Origin of the sequence: Roseburia sp. 831b (assembly GCF_001940165.2) — a bacterium.
Taxonomy (GTDB): Bacteria; Bacillota; Clostridia; order Lachnospirales; family Lachnospiraceae; genus Roseburia.
In genome coordinates, this window is the sequence record NZ_CP135162.1 from 1,213,738 (window position 1) to 1,237,104 (window position 23,367).

Consider the following 23,367-nt stretch of genomic DNA (forward strand, 5'->3'; position numbering starts at 1 on the left):
CTCCTAAATGCTGATTGTATATTGCTGTTCAAACTGTTCATTTGCCTCAAGGCAATTTCCATATTCACGCTGCGTCAAATCTCCGTTAAATCCCTCTTTGTCGCATCTGCCATACCAAGGTTCGATGCAGACAAACGGTGCATTCTTTTTCGCCGGTGACCAGATTCCAAAAAGCGGTGCTGTAAAACTTACGGTTAAATAAGCTTTTCCAGACGGATCACACAGAGAAACTTTCTGTACCTGATGATGCTCTACAATCAAAGCGTCCTCATCAAACAAGTCGTTCGTGATTGCCAAATAACCATTTTCAAGCGGATATGTTTTCTGTTTTTCCGACAAAGTACCATGACTGCTTAAAATGCCCGCTGTAATTTCTTTTGCATCTTCAAAATAAATTTTATAATCGGTCTGCTTTTCTCCTGCATGAACCGGGCATAAAAATGCCGGATGTCCACCGATACTAAAATACATTTTTTCATCCTGCTTATTCGATACCTTCCAGGAGACAGTCACATTTCTGCCCTCTATGCGGTAACCAATCTCCAAACGGAACGCAAATGGATATTTTTCTCTTGTCTCCTTCGTATCCTCCAACGCGAACAAAAGTTCGTTCTCTGTCTTTTCTACAAGTGCAAACTCCATATCTCTTGCAAATCCATGCTGTGACATTGCATAGGTTTTTCCAGCGAAGGAATATGCTCCATCCTGCAGACTTCCAACAATCGGAAACAGAACCGGTGAAGTTCTCTTCCAATAATCGGGATTTGCATCCCACATGTATTCCTGATTTGTCTTTGTATCTTTGAGTGATTTTAGTTCTGCTCCAAAAGAGCTTACACCAATCTTGATTTCGTCGTTTGAAAGTTCATACATTTCCATTTCTCGTTCTCCTTTTCCGTCATACAATACGATTTCTATTATACTCGGATTTTACATTCCCGCAATGCTTCTGGCAAATTTTAAATTGTGTTTTTCTCTCATTTCTTCTATAATAAACAGGTGCCTGTTGGCACATTTAGATTCACAAAAATTGGAAAATTAGAAAGTTCAGGTGATTTTTATGGCATTAGACGGATTCGTCATTTCAAATATAGTAGCAGAATTAAACAATACCATTCTTAACGCAAGAATCAGCAAAATTGCGCAGCCGGAAAACGATGAGCTGCTTTTTACTTTAAAAGGGCAAAACGGTCAGTACCGCCTTGCAGTTTCCGCAAGTGCTTCTCTCCCGTTTCTTTATCTGACAGCAAACAACAAACCAAGTCCTCTTACTGCGCCAAATTTTTGCATGCTGCTTCGCAAACACATTGCAAACGGACGCATTGTCAAAATCTATCAGCCACATATGGAACGTATCATTCATTTTGACATTGAGCATCTTGACGAGCTTGGTGACCTTTGTCAGAAAACTTTGATTGTCGAACTGATGGGAAAACACAGTAACATTATCTTTTGCAACTCAGACGGCATGATTCTTGACAGCATCAAACATGTGTCCGCCATGATGAGTTCCGTCCGCGAGGTGCTTCCCGGACGAACCTACGTCATTCCGGCGACACAGGAAGATAAATTAAATCCATTGGAAGTTACCGAGGAAGCCTTTATGAATACTGTAATGACAAAACCAGTTTCCATCACAAAAGCGCTCTACACTTCTTTTACCGGAACAAGCCCTGTCATTGCAAACGAAATCTGCCACCGTGCCTCCATCGACGGTGATATGCCAATCGATTCCTTGGACGAAGATGGCAAAAAACACCTTTTTAACAATTTCAAATGGATGATGGAGGATGTAAAAAACGGCGCCTACCAGCCGAATATCATCTATAACGGAAAAGAACCGATTGACTTTTCCTGCTTCCACTTAAGCGAATACGCAGATTATAGCACGCAGGATTACGCCTCCATCAGCGAAGTGCTAGAACAATATTATGCCAAGAAGAACACGTATACCCGTATCCGCCAGAAATCCGTAGATTTGCGTAAGATTGTGACAACCGCACTAGAACGTAACCGCAAGAAATACCAGCTCCAGGAAAAGCAGCTCCGTGATACCGAAAAACGTGAAAAATATAAGGTTTACGGCGAGCTGATTCACACTTACGGATATGGTCTTGCAGAGGGTGCAAAAGAGTTAGAGGCACTAAACTACTACACAAATGAAATGATAAAAATTCCTCTGGACCCGACGAAAAACGCAATGGAAAATGCGCAAAAATATTTTGATAAATACAATAAATTAAAGCGTACCTATGAAGCATTAACCGAACTGATTTTAGAGACCAAGGCTGAGATTGAGCACTTAGAAAGCATCGCAACCTCGCTCGATATCGCTTTATCCGAAGACGATTTTGTGCAGATTAAAGAAGAATTAACCGAATACGGCTATATCAAACGCAAAAGAACGGATAAGAAAGTGAAAAGCAAAAGTAAACCGTTCCACTATCGTTCCAGCGATGGCTACGATATTTATGTTGGGAAAAACAACTACCAGAACGATGAACTGACTTTTAAATTTGCAACCGGAAACGACTGGTGGTTTCATGCAAAAGGAATGGCAGGTTCCCATGTCATCGTAAAATCCAACAACGAAGAGCTGCCCGACCGCGTTTTCGAGGAAGCCGGGAAACTTGCCGGATATTACTCAAAAGGACGTGACAACGAAAAAATTGAGATTGATTATCTGCAAAAGAAAAATGTCAAAAAGCCAAACGGAAGTGCACCTGGATTTGTCGTGTATTACACCAACTACTCTCTTACGATTCATCCAGATATCTCAGGTCTTACATTAGTAGAATAACGTATTGTTTTTATATCACAGAGCATTTTTTATGTAATTAGGAACGAAATTTCTTCTTACAACATAAGAAAACGTCATTTTAAAGTGAAATCACACCTTAAAATGACGTTTTCTTTTACATTCTTATCGAACATAACCATATTCTGGATTTTCAAAGGATAGTGGATAAATCTGATCCGCAATTTTCCGAAGTATCTTAGCAAGAACTTTACGACCGCCTTTTCCCGTATAAACTTTTCCTGTCTTCTGGAAAAACGCCTCGCAATTATAAACCTGCTCTCTCCTTGCCCACTCCGGCAGCGTGTCTACCCTATGTTGCTTAAAATACTGCTGTGTTAAAAAAAACTGACTTTCATTGTTCCAATTCATACTTTTTCCTCATTTCTGTTACACAAACAAAATCAGATGCACTGACTTTGGCTGGCTGCTGTCTTCGAGTATGAATTGCCCGGTAATTTCGTGACGTTTCTTTTGGCATGCCACAGCATTTTAAATAATTTTAACCATTTCAGCTCTTACCGGTTAAATAGAAAAAGCCGCAGCAGACCGCCACGGCTCATAAATTCATCCTATCAAAAGATTATTTACAAATTACCGAGGTAATCTCGCTCGAATATGTTGTCTTGTTGCTGTTGTAGATTGTAATCATATTTATTACCTCGCTTTCTTTATTCTACTTTTGAACCTACAAATTCAAAAGTGACTCTGTTGATATTCATCAACCTTATTAAACATAGCACATTTATAAGTAGAACGCAAGTAGTTTTTCTGCAAAAAATTCTTAAGATTTTTTTACAAAAATTGTCTGTTTAGAAATGAATTCTCTACATACACTATGATTGAACAACAACAGTGAGTTACTTCTAATTCCTGCTTTGTTCAAAACAAACCATTTACAAAAGGAGGAAACAGATATGTCAGGACGTTCATCTAACAGAGCTGCAGTGCCAGAAGCAAAAAGTGCCTTAGACCGTTTTAAGTATGAGGTTGCAAATGAAATTGGGGTTCCATTAAGTGATGGATACAACGGTAATCTTACTTCCAAACAGAATGGTTCCGTTGGTGGTTATATGGTCAAAAAAATGATCGAAGCCCAGGAAAGACAGATGTCTGAGAAATAAACAACAGACAAAAAGAAGTTCCCTGTCACGAATTTTTGTTCGTAACAGGGAACTTTCTTCTAATTTACTTTATTGTTTTGATTCCTTCGTTCAAGTACTCAAGCAGCCGGTTCAGTAAAATCTCATATAAACCTTTTGCTGTCTCAAGTTGTTTAACTGTGGCAAAGAAAGATTCCTTGTATCTACTGCTGGCCTCCCAGCCTGTTATTGTACCAGACATAAGTTCAAGCATCTCAATCTCATCCCAGCCGACAGAAACATACTGTGAATAAAGCGTAATAATTGAATGTGTAAACTCATAGGTAACCCCTTTGAGTTCAATAGAACATTTGAGTAACTTTTCTATTGCCTGCTGTGTATGATAACAACAAATGTCAAGATACATTTCATCATTAATTTTCTGCATGGTGTTAACAACATCCATATCTTTTTTCGCTTTTTCTATTAACAAGCACATTATTTCACCTCCTGAAGTACTAGTCCTTTTGTTTTTATCTCTCTGAGAACCTTATCAGATTCTTCTAGGTCATTATAGTATAAAACATCGCAAGGGTGTTTACTTCGCAATTGGATTTTTCGCTGTACTTCATAGAATAGATTCAAATCATATTCTGCTGTTTCAATACAAATATCAATATCACTTGCAACATTACACATCATTGTAATAGAGCTGCCAAATAAAATAACACCAATATTATACTTCGCACATTCTTCTAAAATATTTTGTACATCTAATTGCATAAGAGGATATACATGGGATAATCTAGTGTCAGTTACACCTAAAACCAATGGGAACTGTGTCAAGTCTCGTAAGCTGAGTATTTTATTCCAATCAGAAACCATTTGTATCACCTCAATTCATTGTGTGGCATGATAACTTTTATCTTCCAATTCAAGCCTTTTTTATATTATAACTTCAAATAATTATAATGTCTATTGCTATTCCCCAGTCGCCTCGCAGTACTCCTCACTTCCCCGCTCTGCCCACGAAGTCTTATTTGCCGGAATCACCTCCAGCGTATCCCTTTTCACCGCATAAAAATTAAAGATACTCGAATTATCTAACGGGTTTCCGGCGTCATCATAATGGTCTTCATAGCAGACAAACTCCTCGCAGGCACCATTTTCTGACTCCCTGTCGTAGACCAGACGCATCTGCGCCATTACCGTTTCTCCATTCACTTCTGTCTCATATTGGTTACCCAGAAGTGCATACAATTCACCTTTTGCGGAATATGCATAGGTAATATCATCATAACCGGATGCAAAATAAGACTCATAGATTTTCTGATACATTTCTTTAATCGTAGGTTCCTCATTACCCTGATTTAAATCCGTCTCCTGCTCCAACTCTGTCTCTTGCTTTGATTCCACCTCAGAAGTGTCCTCCTCACTTTTCCTTGGAGCATATAATTTCTCCTGTAAGTGATTTCCATTTTCATCCGATTCATACATGTATTTACGGAAAAAGATATGGTACGGTTCATAAACTGCGTATTCGCTTGGATCCAAGAAGTATTCCTTTCGAACCAGAATCTTATCATCTGTCATTTTTTTCTCACTATCAAGCGTCAAAAACAGCAAAAGACCATAAACAAGCAAAAACATCCCCGCCAAAATAATTGCAATCGTTCCAAGAACCGTTGTTCCGGTAGTCTTCCATTCTGCCATCTGCCTTATCTTGACACGATATACGACCAAAAGAAGCAGCAAGACGAAAAAAGCAATTGCATACAGAGAATATACGATTAAAACCAAATTTGTACGAAAGAAAATCCCCGCCGGCAAATTCTGCTCGATCACATAGAAAGCAATATAGGTACTCAGCAGGAAAAAGATGCCGGTCAAAGTTCTTAACACTTTTTTATTAAAGGAAAAAGCTTCCTCGAAATCCATCAGATGGATCAGCTCATATTCGTTTCCAGATGCAATCGCCTGCAGACGCTTTGTGCGATACGGCAGAGCTCTTTTGGTCCGAACTTCTGTCATTTGACGATACGTTTGCAAATTTTTCTCGGCTTCCTCTTCTTTTCCGGTCAGATGGTCAATGATATACCACATCAAATAATAGACCGCCTGACTATCCTGATGCAATTCGTAGCAGTTGAGCGTGCGAAGGGTCTGTGCTGCACGCTCGTACTGATTGGTCACAATATCACACTTTGCCATCAGAATCATCATATTGTTCTTTGCCTTTTGTTTTTTTACATGTGGCAGTCGAAACGCAAGATAATCATGAAAGAGTTCGTATGATTTTTGAACCATTCTGCATTGTACACTTGCCTGTCCTGCCTTGACTCCAAAAATAAACATCAGTATGGCAAAGAAATAGGCCATAAAGACTCCCTTCGTATTCGTTGCATAAAAATTGCCCAACAGGAAAAGAACAAACGCAATCACGATACCTATCATCGCAAAAATCCGCCCTAAAATCATTCTCTGATAAAATTTTCTTGCTTCCTGTTCCATGTTTTCCTCCGTCATTTCATCCAGCCACCTTTACAAATTCAATTTCTTGCTTTTTTCCCGCATGACTTCATCCATATAATACTTCAAATTCTTTGATTCTTCCTGTTCCAAAAGCGGATCTTCCTCTAAAAGTCCTGCTACTTCCTCGGAAGTCTGTTGTAAAATTGCCGCATCCTGATAGATATCACCTAATGCAAACTGCATCTCACCACTTTGGCGGATACCAAAAAAATCACCCGGCCCACGCAGTTTTAAATCTTCGCTTGCGATTTTAAATCCATCGTTCGACTGATTTAAGATATTTAAACGTTCCTTGGCATGCTTGCTCTTAGAACAGTTCACCATAATACAATAAGACTGCGCATCGCCTCGTCCGACACGTCCTCTTAGCTGGTGCAGCTGGGCAAGACCGAAACGTTCTGCATTTTCAATCATCATCACGGTTGCATTTGGCACATTGACGCCAACTTCTACAACTGTAGTTGAAACAAGTACCTGAATCTTATTTGCTGCAAACTCTTCCATGATTCGATTTTTCAAATCCGGCTTCATTTTTCCATGCAGCACTCCTAGCTGAATGTCCTCCGGCAAAATCTCACGGAGCTTCTTCGTATAATCCATGACATTTTCGCCTTCCATATTCTCGCTTTCCTCTACAAGCGGACAAATTACGTATGCCTGATGGCCGGCACGCACCTCTTTTTCTATAAATTCATATGCTTTTGGGCGATACCTTGTATCAACCACACAGTTTTTAATCGGCAGACGTTTTGCAGGCACCTCATCGACAACTGAAATATCCAAATCTCCATAAAGAATAATTGCTAATGTTCTTGGAATCGGCGTCGCACTCATGACAAGGATATTCGGGTGAACTCCTTTTTCTGCAAATGTCTCTCTCTGGCGGACACCAAAACGGTGCTGCTCATCGGTGATTACAAGTGACAGATTCGCATAAACTGCCTTTTCCTGAATGAGGGCATGTGTTCCGATAATCATCGCATTCGGATACAAATCCATCGCCTCGTATGCCATACGTTTTTGTTTTGCCGTCAGAGAACCCGTCAAAAGAATCAGTGGAATATGAAGTCCAAACGAATCGCAAAGTTTCTGATACGTCTCATAATGCTGCCTTGCAAGGACTTCCGTCGGTGCCATAATTGCAGACTGATAACCGTGATGGGAGGCATCCGCCATCGCAAGGAACGCAATGATTGTCTTACCGGAACCAACATCTCCCTGAATCAGCCGCTGCATCACATAAGGACTTCTTAAATCCTTTTGCACATCAAGCAGTGCGCGTTTCTGTGCACCCGTCAGCTCATACGGAAGTTTTTCCATCAACCCTTCTACAAAGCCATCCTCGGAAAAAGAAAAACAGTTTTCCTCTTTTTGCTTCTTTTCTTTTTGAAACTGCATTCCCAGAATAAAAAGGAAAAATTCATCAAACACCAGGCGGCGTCTTGCCTCAATCAACGTATCCATGTCATCCGGGAAATGAATCTGTTTGATTGCGTAATTATATTCACATAACTGGTACTTGTCTCGAATCCGCTCTGGAAGATAGTCCAAAAACAGTGTCTCGTCCTCTAATGCTGCCCGGACTGCCTTCGTCACCATGTTGTTGGAAAGTCCTGTTGTAAGCGAATACACAGGCATAAAAATATCTTCTAACTGTCTGTACTGTTCCTCAGAATAAATCGCAGGCTGCTCCATCGTAAGACGTCCATTTTTCTTCACCACTTTTCCATAGAAAATGTAAAGATTGCCTGGTTTTAAATTGTTCTTTATGTAAGGCATCCGGTACCAGACTAATTGGATAGATACACCCATCGCCCCGATGGAAGTCACCGTGATTGCCATACTTCTTGCCTTTCTGACAACAGGGCTTTGCAAAATACGACCAAAAACGGCAGCAGTTTCCCCTTCTTCTACCTCGTCCGGCTGTTTTACTTCGGGGTACTGTAAATAAGTTCTTGGATACCGAAGTAAAAGTTCTCCTACCGTATCAATTTCAATTTTATGGAACAATTCCGCTGTCTTAGCACCAATCCCTTTGATTTCCTGTAAGGATGAGTTTCGGTTCATTGCATTTTTTCCTTTCAAAACCATAAGAACCACACTTTATAGTTGCGCAAATTAAAATCACCCAGGAAAGCGGACTTCCCCAGGTGTTTCTTCACACTCTATAAAAAAGTGGTATTATTCAACTGAAATAACGTAGTAGTAAATTGGCTGTCCACCAAACTGAACTTCCACCTCTACGTCTGGATTATCTGCTTCAATTTTGGATGCAATCTCATTTGCAGCTTCCTCGGTTGCTTCCTCTCCGTAATAAATACTTACGATTGCAGAATCTTCATCAATCATCTGGGAAACCATATCCAGTACGGTAGCTTCTAAATCCTGTCCAACTGATAAGATTTTCTTATCACCGATTCCCATGAAATCGTTCTCTTTGATTTCTTTATCATCGATAACGGTATCACGCACAGCATAAGTAACCTGACCGGTTTTCACATACTCAATCTCAGATGTCATTCTTGCAGCATTCTCTTCTGCAGAGTTATCTGGAATATAGTTAATCAATGCTGTAATTCCCTGTGGAACTGTCTTGGTTGGGATAACAAAAATCTTCTTATCTTCCACCAAAGATGCAGCCTGGTTTGCAGCAAGGATAATATTCTTGTTATTTGGTAAAATGAAGATGTTCTTTGCAGGGACTTTCTCAATTGCATTTAACATATCTTCGGTACTTGGGTTCATGGTCTGACCACCCTCAATAATGTAATCTACGCCAAGTCCAGTAAAGATTTCGTTAATGCCTTCCCCGATGCTGACAGAAATAAATCCCATCTCTTTTTCTTCAACAGGTTCTTCCTTCGCTTCAGGTAAAGTCTGTGTATCCTGTGCGGCCATTCCAGCCTGCATTTCTTTCTCTTTCATCGCAGAAATCTTCTCATCACGTTCTAACTTCATGTTTTCAATGATGATTGTAGTTAAACTACCATAGGTAAGACCTTTTTGCATTGCATTACCTGGATCGTTGGTATGTACATGTACCTTTACGATCTCATCATCTGCTACGACTACAATAGAGTCACCAATCGTCTCTAAATAGCTTTTGAACTCATTCTCCTGCTTGCTGGTAAATGGTTTCTCAAGCATAATCAAAAACTGAGTACAGTATGCAAACTTAATCTCCTGAGAAGCCTGTGCATCGATATAGGAACTTGTAGAAGAATCCCCAGATGCGCTCTCTGATACGGTTGTCTCAAAAGAATAATCAATCTCTTTGCCTAATAAACAGTCCAATGCACCCTTTAATACCTGCATCAATCCCTGTCCGCCGGAGTCAACAACGCCAGCCTGTTTTAAAACAGGAAGCATATCCGGTGTCTTGCTTAAGACATGATCACCTTCTTTGATGACTTCTTCACAAAAAGTAATCAAATCCTCCGTCTCGTCTGCGAGTTCTACTGCCTTGGTAGACATTCCCTTTGCAACGGTAAGAATGGTTCCCTCTTTTGGCTTCATAACAGCTTTGTATGCTGTCTCACATGCTTTTTCAAATGCATCTGCCATAATCTGTACATTAATCTCATCATATTCTGCGATTACCTTTGTAAAACCACGGAATAACTGGGATAAAATAACACCTGAGTTACCTCTTGCACCTCTTAAGGAACCGGAAGAAATTGCCTTTGCTACGGATTTCATCTCTTTTTGTTCTAAGTTCATGACTTCCTTCGCTGCAGACATGATTGTCATTGACATATTGGTTCCTGTATCACCATCCGGTACCGGGAATACATTCAACTCATTGATCCATTCTTTTTTTGCCTCTAAATTCTTTGCTCCTGCTAAAAACATCTTCGCAAGAACTTCAGCATTTATCGTAGTGATTTCCAACTTTCTAAATCCTCCCTTAATCAATCACACGTACGCCTTCAACGTAAATGTTCATTTTCTCGATTTCCATTCCAGTAAACTCTTCTACTTTGTATTTTACTGTCTCGATTAAGTTGTCGGAAACCGTGTGAATACTTACACCATAGGATACAATCACGTGAAAATCGATTGTAATCTTATTGTCCTCATTCACAACAACATTTATACCATGTGTTAAATAATCTCTCTTTAATAACTTTACAAGACCATCCTTCATATTTACTGCGGCCATTCCCACAATACCAAAACATTCAACGGCAACTGAACCTGCATAGGTTGCAATTACTTCCGGGTCTATCGTAACTTTCCCTAACTGGGTTTCCATCTGTCCTTTCATACATAGCCTCCATCCATTTTTTCATATATTGACGCTAGTTTGCTACTATTATAACCGTTTTTTATGAAAATGCATAGTCTCAATTTACGTTTTTTACATTTTTTTTATTTTCCACTTGCATTATGCTATATTATTTGATAGAATATCAGTGTTATGGGTCTGTGTGGACTACACAGGCTAGGAAAATGCAAGGAGGTGCAAGTCATGGCAAAATGTGCAGTTTGTGGAAAGGGCGCTCATTTCGGAAACAATGTCAGCCATTCTCATAGAAGATCAAATAGAATGTGGAAATCAAACATCAAACGTGTTAGCTGTAAAGTTAACGGAACACCTATGAAATTATATGTATGTGCTTCTTGTTTGAAATCCGGAAAAGTTGAAAGAGCTTAGTTTTTAGTTTGAAAGAGAATTGATTGTTATCAATTCTCTTTTTTATTTACACAAATTAACAGCAAAAGATAAAATACCCTGCCAACAGGCAAAAACAAATAATAAGAAAACCTAGAAACTCATTTGACAGAATGAGCATAACAAGCATTCCCATTGCAAACCAGAACAGAGCAAATCCAATGATACGTTTCATTCTGACACCAAAAAAGACATATACTTATTCTAGTATATGTCTTTTTTCTTACACTATTTCACGACTTAATCAAGATTTTTTCATCTTAGTCTTCTTTTTTGTCTGCGACTGCATCGGATAAGATATCGCTCATCTGCTCTGCAGCTTCTTTTTTTGCAGCTTCATCCTTGTCATTTACCGGAGTCTCTGCCTTATCTTTGGATGTGAACTTATCTACAAATTCTGGAACCATATCCAAAATTTTGGTCACACTATCCTGGTTTTTAATGTTTACAAGCTTTGTTGTGCCATTCTGAATGACCAAAACAGCGCTTGGCATAATTTTTCCACCCATACCGCCGGCCCCGTTATTCTTCTTTTCCTGGCTGAATGCGCCTGCAGCAACCCCAAAAGAGACATCGACAAGAGGTAAAATAATCGTATCTCCAATATGAATTGCATCTCCAACTACAGTTTTCGTTGTAATAAAACTATCCATTCCTTTAAATAAAGATTCTACCGTATTATGAAACGTATTATCTGACATATGACTTCCTCCTACCCTTTTCTAAATCTTTTTATAAGCCTTCTTAAGTTTTTATCTTTCCAAAGCCGAATAGCGGAACAAACAAAATGAATTCCTCTTGCATGTCCTTCGACTTTAAAATTTCCTTTTACATACCATTTCTCAGCTTCAAAATCCGGATAAATTCCAACACCTTTTTGGTATAGAAACGGTACGAGACACAACCCGCCTAACACTTGTCCTGTCAGTGCCGGATCCCCGGCTGAAAACGAAAGATCCGTCGCGATTTTCCGCACCCTTAGATGCTTTAACAGATACCGCAGTTCTCCAAAAATTCCTTTCACCGTCTTTTTGTTCGCCTCATCCGATAAAAGTGACATCACTTCCTGCTTTTTGTCATTGAAGTCCTTAAGTGTATCCATAAACTTTTGGAAAAATTGTCGGATGGACTCAAATGCGTCCGCTAACTTTTCTTTTAGGCGGACCCATATCGGCTTGTCCTTATGTCCTAGCTTGCCCTTATGTCTCTGTCTCTTCTTTTCGCTTCGAACAGCCTTCTCCCTTTGGATATCTTTCTTATATCTAATAGCATCTTGTTCCAAAGGCGTCATATCTGTAGAGCCTGTATCTTTTAGATTATTTTCTTTTGAAGAATCAGCCTCTTCCAAAAGATACTCTTCTTCTTGGGAACTTTCTCCACCTGAGCAGCTATCATTCTCTGTGACATCATCTTCTTCATCCCGAAAATCATTCTCTAGAAAAATATCGTCCTCCTGGATGTCTTCATCCCCCTCCTTTTTCTTATGCTTTCTTCCAAACAGATAAAAATCGGAAGTAAACTCTTTTCCATCCCACGAAAAACGCCAGGATAAAATCCGGAACAGCCAGCTGATTTTGCCATGAACATATGTTTGTTCTTCTATTTCTCCGCCTGCCTGATAGGAAACAGGATGAAAAAGTACCAGCGCAATCGCCAGAAGCAGGATTCCAAGTATGAGCAGCAGGGTAATACCAATTATTTTTAAGATAAAAAGCAAAACCGTCATACCGTTTCTCTTTCGCGCTTCTTTTTCATCAGATAATCCGTCACTGCGAAAGTTCCTGTATTCTGGTAGACTTCATTCACAATCGACGCTGCCAATTCGATTGCCTCATCATACCCTTTTGCAAGTCCAATCACATAAAGCTTTTTCTTCGGATATGCCTTTTGCATTAATTCCCATGCCGGGATGATATCTAACAGGTTCTCCCTATTCGAAGGAAATGTAATCACATAAATATCAATCTGACCTGCATTGTGACAGATTTTCCATTTTACTTTTTTTGTCTTATGTATCATACTTTCCCCAACATATAACTTGTCATACCATATCATGCAAAATCCTCACATTAAAAATATTTATGATTTCCCCATAAATTATTCTTTTTTAATTCTAAATACTCATTATATGCCTTTTCCAGAATCTGCTTCTCATTTGCAAACTTTAACAAATGATACGCCTCATGAAATTTATAAAATCCGGAATCAACAAAATATTCTTCCCGTTGTGGTTTGCTGTAATAACTGTCTGCCATCATAAGATACCAGTGTACTTCTTTCTCTACGGTATCTTCCGGTACCGTAAAACTATACTGGCTTTTTCCGACATATTTGATGATGGATGCCTTAGAGCCGGTCTCTTCTAGCACTTCCCTTAGGGCTGTGTCTTTATACTCTTCGCCCTGCTCTACGGTTCCTTTTGGGAGAACCCATCCTTCATACTTGTTCTTATAATTCTTATATAAGAGCAAAATCTTACCACGGAATATTACCACACCACCACAACTCGTTGCTTCTATCATTGCAATACCTCCTGATGTGGTTCATTAAAACTTAGTTCAAGTATAATACTTTTTAAAAATGCATGCAACCATATCTTCCATCCCAATTTGGATTGCACACTTTCTTTTAATTTGCAAAATAAGTGTCAAAAATTTTCTTTGCTGCCGGCACTGCATACTCACTGCCTGAGCCGGAATCCTCAACAATAACTGCAAGCGCAATGTCCTCTTTTCCATCCTGATGTGCATAGCCAACAAACCAGGAATGGGTACCATTTTCTTTTTCTGTGGCAAACTCCGCAGAACCTGTTTTTCCGGCTGCTGTGTAACTTTGCCCGCTTAATTTGGTTCCGGTTCCCTCGTTTACTACATTTTCCATGTATTCCTGTAATAAAGAGGCATCATCCTCACTCATCAGTGTTCCATAAACACTCGGACTATATTCTTTGACTGCGATTCCCTTGTAATTTTCCGTATGGTCTACCACATAAGGTTTCATCAAGACACCGTCATTTGCAATCGCTGACGTGATAAGCGCCATATGAAAAGGTGTTACAAGTGTCTGTCCCTGACCGATTGAAGTCTCCATGACAAGCGAATCTTTTGCATCTTCTGTCAATGAAAACTGGCTCTTTGAGGATTCAAATGTCGTCGGCAGATTCTTGTTAAACAGCATACTATCGCAAAGTTTCGTAAATTGCTCCGGGTCCAATGTCAATCCTAAAGACGCATAAGACGAATTGCAGGAATGTGCAAAAGAATCCTCTAAATCTTCGGTTCCATGACGTTTTGAATTATAGCAATGGATGGTTGCTCCATCCGATGTAAAACTGCCATCACAGTCAAATTGATAATTTTCATAATCCGGATTCTCATGAACATACTCTAACGTTGTCAATATCTTAAACGTAGAACCAGGCGGATAAAGCCCCTGCGTTGCACGATTTAACAAAACAGAATCGTCCGATGAAATCAAATCATCCCAATTGGCTGCAACTGTCTCCGGGTCAAAATCCGGCTTTGACACCATGGCAAGAATTTTTCCGGTGGAAGGCTCAATTGCCACCACAGCACCATCATAATTTCCAAGTGCCTCATACGCAGCCAGCTGTACGGATGTATTTAAAGTTGTCACCACATTATCCCCCGGACTTTTCACATCCAGGAACTCGTTCACAATTTTTTCTAAGAAAAAAGCGTGGGAACGAAGCAGGTTAAAGTTCATCTGTGATTCAATTCCCGATTTCCCATTGACCGAATATCCAACTACATGTGCAAATGCATTTCCATACGGATACGTTCTGGTATCCTCTCCGTTTGCATCCGTTGTCGTCTTTGCGAGTACATCCCCCTCGGAAGACAAGATTTCGCCTCGCGTGATACGTTTTGCAAAAGAATCCTGTCTTGTATTATATGGGCTGTTGATAAAATCTTCACTCAATGCGAACTGGAAGTAAGCAAAATAAATCATCATTCCTACAAAAATTGCAAGAAACAAGTAGGTAATTACTGCAAACTCCCTGTTTTTATGAGAGGTCTTCGATTTCGGCATCGAACCCCGTCTTTTTCTTTTTGAATGATTTTGATTCTTTTTTTCCTTTGACATCTAATTCTCCTTCGTTCTGTCTCAGTAGATATAATCCCTGAATTATTCCAAACAAAATCATGGTGCTAAGTAGGGAACTTCCGCCGTAACTGACAAGTGGCAAGGTTACACCGGTGGAAGGAATAAACTTTGTCACACCTCCGATAGTTAAAAGCACCTGCACTCCGTAAACACTGCCAAGTCCAAGTGCAACCAGTTTATAAAAGGTATTTTTCATCTGCATTGCAATGTTAAAAAACATCAAAAGGCAGCTCACGCAAACCATAATCAGGCAAAGTGCAAAGATTCCGCCAAGTTCTTCCGAGATGGCTGAAAAAATAAAGTCCTGCTCCACAACCGGAATTTTTTTTGGCATCCCCTGGCAAATCCCCATACCAAACCAGCCGCCGGTTCCAATAGCAAACAAGGACTGGCTCACCTGATATCCTTCTTTATCGATAACACTAAGCGGGTCTTTCCACGCCACAACACGCGTTCTGACATGAGAAAACAGGCGATATGCAATCATGGCTGCAACCGAACCTGCTCCGATTCCACTCACCAGATAAAGCGGTTGTCTAGTTGCCACATAAAGCATAAACAAATAAGCCATGAAATAAATTAGGGCTCCTCCTAAATCCTTAGATGCTACCAAAATTAAAACATGTGTACCTGCAACTACACTTGTAATTACAACTGTTTTAAAATCCGTTGATATGCTAAGCATGGATGCCACAAAAAAGACAAACAAAATCTTTACAAACTCAGAGGGCTGGATGGAAACTCCACCAAGTGAAATCGAAATCTTAGCCCCATAGCTGACAGAACCTACCACTGCCACCAAAAGGAGTGCCAGGATGCCAATTGCCGCATACACCCAGGTCAGTCTATGGAAAAAATGCAGCCGCTCCATCAAAAACGGAATCAACATTGTAAGCACCGTTGCCACAGCACAAATCACGTACTGCTTGATGGCTTTGCTTATCGACAATCGTGTCAAAATCAAAAAACTGATGCTAAGCAGCATACACATATTGTTTACCAAAAGCCTGGACGCTTTTTTGTAAAAAATCTTATAACAGATTAAAATTGCCGAGATTAAAATGACCTGCATCAAATAAAATCCAATGATTTGTACATCCTTCGTCGCAAGATAAAGAACTAAAAATCCTGCAAAATGAATCAGATACATCATCGTATTTTGTCTGTTATAAATCCATTTTCTTTTCTTCTCACTGACATTTTTTCGAAATACCGCAAAACATTCATATGTATAATAAGCAAACATAAAAATCATCAAATATTTTGCTGACTCTGTAATGAGATTTACCATATTTTACTCTACTCCTCGTTTGTAGTGCCCATTGGTGTATTCGCCTTCAAATACCTTTGACAGGTCCACTTTTTTCTGTAAAAACGTATTTTCGTAAAGAGAAAAAATTTCCTTCATGCGTCTGGCATCCTCGATGGTGAAGGATAATCTATATTTCCAAATTCCTCTTTCCTCTAATTCACTTTGGTAACCAAACAGTACAAGTGGTGTACTGTTATAGATTGTATTATAACATTCTATGCACTGATTTTTCACAGGGAAATTTTTTCCATATCGGTCTTTCAGATATGTAACCTGTGGTTTCTTGTCGCATCCATGTGTGTTCGCATGTACACACTGTGCACTCGTCATCAATGGAAGATAACCATAAATTACCATTTCACTGTGTTCATTCTCCCGCTGTTTTAATTCATGGCGGTTTAATTCGAATGGAATCGTATTCTTCTGATACGGAATCTGTGCAAGTGCAGCCTGCGTCCGGTTGTTAAACGTATAAAGACTCTGGTCTAACACAATCTGTTTTTCAAGAAAGTTTTGTTCCATGGCAAACGAAACTTCATCGATATTCTTTAACACAAAACCATCCAGAGATGATGCTTTTAACTCTTCTGCGATTGTTTCATAAAATGCTGCCGTTTTCATTCGAAATACTGCCGGCAAAATAAGATACGCTTCCTTTTTGGCTCCATGAATCCTTGCAATATCTTCGACTAATTCTAAGATAAAGTTTTTCTTTTGGTAACAGGTGCTGTCCAAATAGATTGCCCAGACATAATCTTTTCCTAAGCATACATCTAGCTGAGCTCTGTTCTCAATTGAAACTACAAGTGTATTTGAATTTGTTTCTTTCCCATCTTTTAGAGTCTCCTGCAAGAAATCTCTGGTCTTTTGCCTGGTTGTCTCTTCCGGCCGCTTAAACTCTTCTCTTCGAAGAGAAGAAACTTTTTTCGTTAAAAGCTGCTCTAACGCCTCTCTGCGCAGCTGGTTTAACGCCTGAACCGGCATAAAAACATCGTCTTCCATCTCGACCTCTAAGTTTTCAAACACAAACGGTGTTCCACCTGTTTTTTTCATCTGGTCCGTCACCTTTTCCAGTCGAAGCGGCTGTTTCATCGCTGCCTGAACCACATCTCCCTCTACCGAAACTGTCACATCCTGTAAGGACACCTCTAGTATAGCAGGAAATTCTTTTTTTAATCTTAATTTTCCCTTGATTTTTTCTTTCATTTCAGATTCTACATAGGTATCGTGAATCTGCTTTTGCAAAGTTTCATTGGATTTTGCATGATTTGGCTTTTCAAACGTAATCATGTTCTTTCCATTGTGCTGGTCATAATATCCTTTGGTAAATCCGCTTCGGTTCCCAAAGTCGTAAAGCTTTTGCATGTCCTCCTTGCTTACCTTATAACCCTTCGCTCCGTCCGAAAGATAACGATCCATGTATTCACGGTAAACAGACACCACACCGGCTGCGTACTCTGCCTGTTTCATTCTTCCCTCAATCTTATAGGAATACACACCGCTCTGTGCTAGCTGTGGCAAAAATTCAATCGTACATAAGTCCTTCGGGCTTAACACATAACTTTCACCCTTTGTCAGTCTTTGATGTCTCTCATCCAAAACCTCGTAAGGAAGTCTGCAAGGCTGCGCACATCTTCCGCGGTTTCCGCTTCTTCCGCCTAACATACTGCTAAGCAGGCACTGACCGGAGTAACAATAGCAAAGTGCACCATGCACAAAGCTTTCAATCTCCACATCAACCTTGTCATAGATATCGCGAATTTCCGCAAAAGAAAGCTCACGTGCCGTCACCACGCGGTTTGCGCCAAGCTCCTTCATCCTCTTTGCACCGTATGCATTTGTGATGGTCATCTGTGTGCTCGTATGAATCGCCAGATCCGGGAATGCCTTCCTTATAAAAGAAAATGCACCGATGTCCTGCACAATTACGGCATCCAATCCCTGTTTGTAATATGGCAGCAGATAATCGTATAATTCCTTTTCTAATTCTGCCTCCTTAAACAAGGTATTGACCGTCAAAAAGACCTTGCGGTCATGCAAATGCGCAAAATCAATCGCACGACATAACTCATCCTCGGAAAAATTATTTGCATAAGCCCTTGCACCAAACTGGCTGCCGCCTAAATACACAGCATCTGCTCCTGCATGGATGACCGCCTGAAACGTCTCAAACGATCCTGCCGGTGCAAGCAGCTCTAATTCTTTCAATTCTTCTTTTCCCTGTATTTTCTCCATACGCTTACCTTTCTGTCATTTCTTTTTCCAAAATTATATATTCCAAAACAAATCTATCAGGAAAAAGTAAAAGAAGGGAACGAAATCATCCGTCCCCTCTGCCTTCTATTCTTCTGTTTTCTCCTGCCCGGAAACTTTTCCAAGCAATGCATCCTCCAAAGATGCCTCTAATTTCGCTTTATTTCGTAATAGCTCCTGATTTTGTTTCTTAAGCTCTTGTAATTCTTTTTCGTTCGACTCGGTTTTCACCTGATTTGAGACCAAATCATGCTTTAACTCGTAGATTTCTTTTTCTTTCTGCTCTAACTCCTGTTCCAGCTTTTCCACCTGGGACTTGGCTTTAAAGTAGTCATCTGCAATATTAATTTCAACTAAAGTTGCCTTCATATCAAGCGGAGCATGCTTGAAATCCTCTAACTCCTTGAATTCATCCAGCTTTCCATTGATATAGCTTGCAACCTTCTGAAGATATTCTTCGCCTTCATAGCCACTTAGTGTGTATATCTTTTCACCAATCAATACTTTGGTGCAAGTCTTCGCTGACATAACGTTTCCTCCCTGGTGTTTCTTCCAATCTCCGGTGTACGCTTTTTTCTTTTTCTATTATAACTAGATTTTGTGGTAAAAGCAATAACCACTTCCCTATTTTGTGATTCCAAAATGCTGGTACGCAAAATCAGTCACCACACGCCCCTTCGGGGTACGGTTAAGAAAGCCGTTTTTCACCAAATAAGGTTCGTAGACATCCTCAATCGTTCCGGCATCCTCTCCGATTGCTGCCGCTAAAGTGTCAAGTCCGACTGGTCCGCCTGCGAATTTTTCAATAATCATCATCAGGATATTACGGTCATTCTGATCTAATCCAAGCTTGTCTACTTCTAACAAATCAAGTGCAAACGATGCTACCTCTTTGGTAATTTTTCCATCGTATTTTACTTCTGCAAAATCACGCACACGCTTTAACAGACGATTGGCAAGTCGTGGGGTTCCTCTTGATCTTCTCGCAAGCTCAAATGCTCCCTCTTCCTCAATCTCAACACCGAGCGTTGCTGCCGAGTGCTCGATAATCGTCTTTAGTTCCTCGACGGTATAAAATTCCAGGTGATGAACCACCCCAAAACGGTCGCGGAGCGGTGCAGAGAGCAATCCTGCTCTTGTCGTGGCTCCCACCAACGTAAATTTCGGCAAATTCAGACGGATTGCGCGGGCAGATGCCCCTTTTCCAATCATGATGTCAATCACGTAATCCTCCATTGCCGGGTATAAAACCTCTTCTACCTGGCGGTTAAGACGATGAATCTCATCGACAAAAAGGACATCCCCCTCTTGCAGATTGCTTAAAATAGCCGCCATCTCACCCGGCTTTCCAATTGCAGGACCAGACGTCACTTTCATGTGCGTTCCCATCTCGTTTGCAATAATTCCGGCGAGTGTTGTCTTTCCGAGTCCAGGCGGTCCATAAAACAGAACATGATCCAATGCTTCGTTTCGCTGTTTTGCAGCCTCAATATATATTTTTAAATTCTGTTTTGCCTTTTGCTGGCCGACGTAATCATCTAACAGCTGCGGGCGAAGACTTTTTTCAATCTTTAAATCTTCCTCCTGCACCTGCGTGGAAATTACACGTTTTTCCATGTTATATCAATGCCTCTCTTTTTACAAAAATGCCATATTCTTAAGTGCTGCCTTAAGCAAATCCTCTACTTCCATGTCAGGTGTCAGTTCGATACCATTCATCGCCTTTAACGCCTCACTGGAGGAATAGCCAAGTGCAACCAGCGCCTGGACTGCCTCATTTTTAACGCCATTTACATTTGTAGTTGTTTCTGCCTGTACATGGGATAACTTCTGTTCAAATGCATCTTCCAATTTCAATTTATCCTTTAATTCCAGAATCAGGCGCTGCGCTGTTTTTGCTCCGACACCCGGTGCCTTTGCAATCGCTTTCGCATCATCCCCTAATACTGCAAAACGTAAATCATCCGTTGTCATAACAGAAAGAATGGCAAGTGCTCCTTTCGGGCCAATTCCATTTACGCCAAGTAAAAGCTTGAACACCTTTAGCTCATCTTTTGACAGGAAACCATATAGCATCATGATATCTTCCCTCAAATGAAGATAGGTGTATACTTTTACATCCTCTCCAACAGGTGGCAGGTATTGAAACGTCTGTCCTGTCGTATAGATATTGTAGCCGATTCCTCCGGTCTCAACCACAATCTTATCCTCTTCAATTTCGGCCAGCTGGCCTTTGATATATGAATACATGTTTTCACTCCCTTAGTTTTTCTTTCCGATTCGAAATAAAATCTCCTGCGAAACGATACCAATCAAAAATCCGGTAAGTGTTCCTGCCACGAGAAGAACCGGTATATAGTAAAGAATCTGGTAGTTTTCTACAATCAGGGCTGCCACAAAAATCTGCCCGATGTTATGTGTAATTCCACCACAGACGCTAATCGGAATGATTCCTAATTTGTTCGTCTTTTTTACCAGATACATCACAAGGAAACTAAGAAGTCCCCCTGCCAAGCTATATAAGATGCTAAACATGTTTCCAAACAAAAAGCCTGCTAACACAATCCGAAGCATGGAAATTCCAAACGCTTCTTTTGTACCAATGGAATATAACATCAACACAACGACAATATTCGTCAATCCTAATTTTACACCTGGGATTCCAAAATAAAATGGAATCAGGGATTCGACATAGCTGCAGATAAGCGCCAATGCCAAAAAGACACCCATAAATGCAATCTTTTTATTTCGCAACGGAATCAAACTCACTTTCTGTATCACCTATCACCTGTACCACAACCTTATTCGGCAGGCAGACAATGGTCTCTTTATCCTTCGAAATCGCTTTCTGGTGGACGCAAAGCTTATCTGGGCAGTCTGCCTCCACCATGTCTGCTTTTCCGTCTTTGATTTCAAGTACATTTGTAGTTTTATTTGAAATTTTGATTGGAATCGTCTGTTCCTCTTGCAGCGAATAGATTCCATATGACGCTCCGTCAATCAAAATCTCTACCGATTCTCCCTTTTTGGTTCCACCAAAGGAAAAAAGGACATATACAACTGCAAGAATCACAATTACAACCGCAAGAAAAATGATATCATTCTTTTTTAAGCGTTTTTGCATGCTAAATCATCTCTCCAATGTAGTAGAAACCTCTACATTCCACTAATTTTACATCTACAATCTTTCCAATCAAATCTTCGGTTCCAGGGAAATGTACCACCGAATTGTTGCTTAATCGGCCTGTCACCAAAGATGCATCCTGCTCATTCTTTTCTTCCACAAGAACCGGAAGTGTCTGTCCGGTGTAAGCACCTGCTTTTTCAGATGCAATCGTCTGGACTTCTTTTAATAAACGGTCAAAGCGTTCCTTTACCACATCCTCTGGCACCTGTTCTTCCTTCGCTGCCGCCGGTGTGCCGGTACGTTTGGAGTAAATGAATGTGAATGCACTGTCGTAGCGCACTTTTCTTACAACATCCATCGTCTCTTCGAAATCTTCTTCCGTCTCTCCCGGGAATCCAACGATAATATCGGTTGTCAGTGCAATGTCCGGTACTGCCGCACGGATTTTATCAACCAACTCTAAGTAGTGTTCTTTGTCATAACGACGGTTCATCTCTTTTAAGATACGGCTGCTTCCAGACTGTAATGGCAAATGTAGATGTTTACAGATTTTTTTCGAATGTTTCATCACTTCAATCAATTCATCGGATAAATCCTTTGGATGAGAGGTCATGAAACGGATTCTCTCTAAGCCTTCAATCTTCTCAATTTCCTGTAAAAGTTCTGCAAATGTCATCGGATTTTCCAGGTTTTTGCCATAGGAATTGACGTTCTGTCCTAACAGCATAACCTCTACTACACCGTCTGCTACAAGGCGCTCAATCTCACGGATAATCTCTTTTGGCTCTCTGCTTCGCTCTCTTCCCCGCACATAAGGAACGATACAGTAACTACAAAAGTTGTTGCATCCAAACATAATGTTGACGCCGGATTTAAAAGAGTATTTACGCTCTACCGGAAGGTCTTCTACAATCTTATCGGTATCCTTCCAGATGTCGATGGTCATAGAGTTTGCCTCCAAGGAATTTACAATCAGCTCTGCAAATTTGTAGATATTATGGGTTCCAAAAATCAAATCCACAAAACGATAGCTGGTTCTGATTTTTTCAACAACTTCCGGTTCCTGCATCATGCAGCCGCAAAGACCAATCATCATAAATGGATTCTTACGTTTAAAACCATTCAGATAGCCAAGTCTTCCATATACCTTGTTGTTCGCATTTTCACGAACGGTACATGTATTGTAGATAACAAAATCTGCTTCCTCGCTGTCTACTTCTACATATCCGATTTTTTCTAAGATTCCAACTAATTTTTCGGAGTCCCTCGCATTCATCTGGCAGCCAAATGTGCTCACGTGGAACGTCATTGGACTTCCTTTTTGTGCTGCAAGCTGTGCCACGTAATCTTTTGCAATATCCATAAAATAATACTGGCGTGCCGGTTCCTCCTGTGGAACGTTTTTATGTTCAATTAATTTCAAATTCTTTGTTTCTTTCATTTGTTTCCTCAATTATTTCT

The 23,367-nt window shown here is 40.3% G+C and carries 24 protein-coding genes; 3 read left to right on the forward strand and 21 right to left on the reverse strand.

From position 1 onward, the window contains the following. Positions 1–3: 3 nt before the first annotated feature. On the reverse strand, positions 4–879 hold the full coding sequence (locus BIV16_RS05625) for an aldose 1-epimerase family protein (RefSeq protein WP_075678781.1): 876 nt from the start codon (positions 877–879) through the stop codon (positions 4–6). 181 nt (positions 880–1,060) lie between these two features. Between BIV16_RS05625 and BIV16_RS05630 the strand changes: the two genes are divergently transcribed. Beyond that, on the forward strand, positions 1,061–2,800 hold the full coding sequence (locus BIV16_RS05630) for an Rqc2 family fibronectin-binding protein (RefSeq protein WP_075678779.1): 1,740 nt from the start codon (positions 1,061–1,063) through the stop codon (positions 2,798–2,800). A gap of 123 nt (positions 2,801–2,923) precedes the next feature. Here the strand turns inward: BIV16_RS05630 and BIV16_RS05635 are convergent, their stop codons facing one another. After that, positions 2,924–3,169 (reverse strand): hypothetical protein, encoded by a 246-nt coding sequence (locus BIV16_RS05635; protein WP_075678777.1) that lies wholly within the window; start codon positions 3,167–3,169, stop codon positions 2,924–2,926. Positions 3,170–3,714: 545 nt separating this feature from the next. Here BIV16_RS05635 and BIV16_RS05640 point away from each other — a divergent pair. Next, positions 3,715–3,921, forward strand: a complete 207-nt coding sequence (locus tag BIV16_RS05640) for an alpha/beta-type small acid-soluble spore protein (protein WP_075678775.1) — start codon at positions 3,715–3,717, stop codon at positions 3,919–3,921. 64 nt (positions 3,922–3,985) lie between these two features. Here BIV16_RS05640 and BIV16_RS05645 read toward each other — a convergent pair whose 3' ends face one another. The 6 genes from BIV16_RS05645 to BIV16_RS05670 form a co-directional block, all read right to left on the reverse strand. Next, complete coding sequence (locus BIV16_RS05645) at positions 3,986–4,372, reverse strand: HEPN domain-containing protein (RefSeq protein WP_330546461.1); 387 nt, start codon at positions 4,370–4,372, stop codon at positions 3,986–3,988. Positions 4,373–4,377: 5 nt separating this feature from the next. Then, positions 4,378–4,764, reverse strand: a complete 387-nt coding sequence (locus BIV16_RS05650; protein ID WP_075678772.1) for a nucleotidyltransferase domain-containing protein — start codon at positions 4,762–4,764, stop codon at positions 4,378–4,380. A 96-nt stretch (positions 4,765–4,860) separates the two neighbouring features. Next, the gene (locus BIV16_RS05655; RefSeq protein WP_143524680.1) at positions 4,861–6,390 is read right to left on the reverse strand and encodes a hypothetical protein; all 1,530 of its coding nucleotides are present in this window, start codon (positions 6,388–6,390) and stop codon (positions 4,861–4,863) included. Positions 6,391–6,420: 30 nt separating this feature from the next. Continuing rightward, positions 6,421–8,478, reverse strand: a complete 2,058-nt coding sequence (gene recG / locus BIV16_RS05660; RefSeq protein ID WP_075678768.1) for an ATP-dependent DNA helicase RecG — start codon at positions 8,476–8,478, stop codon at positions 6,421–6,423. 114 nt (positions 8,479–8,592) lie between these two features. Next, complete coding sequence (locus tag BIV16_RS05665; protein ID WP_075678766.1) at positions 8,593–10,302, reverse strand: DAK2 domain-containing protein; 1,710 nt, start codon at positions 10,300–10,302, stop codon at positions 8,593–8,595. Between the two features lie 16 nt (positions 10,303–10,318). Beyond that, entirely contained in the window at positions 10,319–10,678 is a 360-nt protein-coding gene (locus BIV16_RS05670) for an Asp23/Gls24 family envelope stress response protein (RefSeq protein ID WP_075678765.1), read from the reverse strand. A gap of 204 nt (positions 10,679–10,882) precedes the next feature. On the opposite strand from BIV16_RS05670, the gene rpmB reads away from it, so the two are divergent. Beyond that, complete coding sequence (rpmB, locus tag BIV16_RS05675; protein WP_075678763.1) at positions 10,883–11,068, forward strand: 50S ribosomal protein L28; 186 nt, start codon at positions 10,883–10,885, stop codon at positions 11,066–11,068. Positions 11,069–11,346: 278 nt separating this feature from the next. On the opposite strand, the gene BIV16_RS05680 is transcribed toward rpmB, so the two are convergent. The 13 genes from BIV16_RS05680 to miaB all read right to left on the reverse strand — a co-directional run bounded on the left by BIV16_RS05680 (position 11,347) and on the right by miaB (position 23,347). Further along, positions 11,347–11,787 (reverse strand): GerW family sporulation protein, encoded by a 441-nt coding sequence (locus BIV16_RS05680; protein WP_075678761.1) that lies wholly within the window; start codon positions 11,785–11,787, stop codon positions 11,347–11,349. 11 nt (positions 11,788–11,798) lie between these two features. Continuing rightward, positions 11,799–12,812, reverse strand: a complete 1,014-nt coding sequence (locus tag BIV16_RS05685) for a hypothetical protein (protein ID WP_075678759.1) — start codon at positions 12,810–12,812, stop codon at positions 11,799–11,801. Further along, entirely contained in the window at positions 12,809–13,141 is a 333-nt protein-coding gene (locus tag BIV16_RS05690) for a hypothetical protein (RefSeq protein ID WP_075678757.1), read from the reverse strand. The genes BIV16_RS05685 and BIV16_RS05690 overlap by 4 nt, the downstream gene beginning before the upstream one ends. Before the next feature lie 14 nt (positions 13,142–13,155). After that, positions 13,156–13,608, reverse strand: coding sequence for an NUDIX hydrolase (locus tag BIV16_RS05695; protein WP_075678755.1), 453 nt, complete (start codon positions 13,606–13,608; stop codon positions 13,156–13,158). A gap of 106 nt (positions 13,609–13,714) precedes the next feature. Further along, positions 13,715–15,193: a peptidoglycan D,D-transpeptidase FtsI family protein gene (locus BIV16_RS05700; protein ID WP_242940298.1), complete on the reverse strand. Its 1,479-nt coding sequence runs from the start codon at positions 15,191–15,193 to the stop codon at positions 13,715–13,717. Continuing rightward, complete coding sequence (locus BIV16_RS05705) at positions 15,114–16,505, reverse strand: FtsW/RodA/SpoVE family cell cycle protein (RefSeq protein WP_075678753.1); 1,392 nt, start codon at positions 16,503–16,505, stop codon at positions 15,114–15,116. Before BIV16_RS05705 ends, BIV16_RS05700 begins: the two co-directional genes overlap by 80 nt. 3 nt (positions 16,506–16,508) lie before the next feature. Continuing rightward, on the reverse strand, positions 16,509–18,761 hold the full coding sequence (locus tag BIV16_RS05710; protein WP_075678751.1) for a peptidase U32 family protein: 2,253 nt from the start codon (positions 18,759–18,761) through the stop codon (positions 16,509–16,511). Between the two features lie 105 nt (positions 18,762–18,866). Further along, a complete protein-coding gene (locus tag BIV16_RS05715; protein ID WP_075678749.1) occupies positions 18,867–19,307 on the reverse strand; it encodes a cell division protein ZapA in 441 nt (146 codons plus the stop codon). Between the two features lie 96 nt (positions 19,308–19,403). Beyond that, on the reverse strand, positions 19,404–20,396 hold the full coding sequence (ruvB, locus tag BIV16_RS05720) for a Holliday junction branch migration DNA helicase RuvB (protein ID WP_075678747.1): 993 nt from the start codon (positions 20,394–20,396) through the stop codon (positions 19,404–19,406). A gap of 21 nt (positions 20,397–20,417) precedes the next feature. Continuing rightward, positions 20,418–21,029 (reverse strand): Holliday junction branch migration protein RuvA, encoded by a 612-nt coding sequence (gene ruvA, locus BIV16_RS05725; RefSeq protein ID WP_075678745.1) that lies wholly within the window; start codon positions 21,027–21,029, stop codon positions 20,418–20,420. Positions 21,030–21,041: 12 nt separating this feature from the next. Then, a complete protein-coding gene (locus BIV16_RS05730) occupies positions 21,042–21,509 on the reverse strand; it encodes a Gx transporter family protein (RefSeq protein ID WP_173664525.1) in 468 nt (155 codons plus the stop codon). Between the two features lie 13 nt (positions 21,510–21,522). Further along, positions 21,523–21,903, reverse strand: coding sequence for a NusG domain II-containing protein (locus BIV16_RS05735; protein ID WP_075678744.1), 381 nt, complete (start codon positions 21,901–21,903; stop codon positions 21,523–21,525). Between the two features lies 1 nt (position 21,904). Then, positions 21,905–23,347, reverse strand: a complete 1,443-nt coding sequence (gene miaB, locus BIV16_RS05740; RefSeq protein WP_075678742.1) for a tRNA (N6-isopentenyl adenosine(37)-C2)-methylthiotransferase MiaB — start codon at positions 23,345–23,347, stop codon at positions 21,905–21,907. Positions 23,348–23,367: the final 20 nt, after the last annotated feature.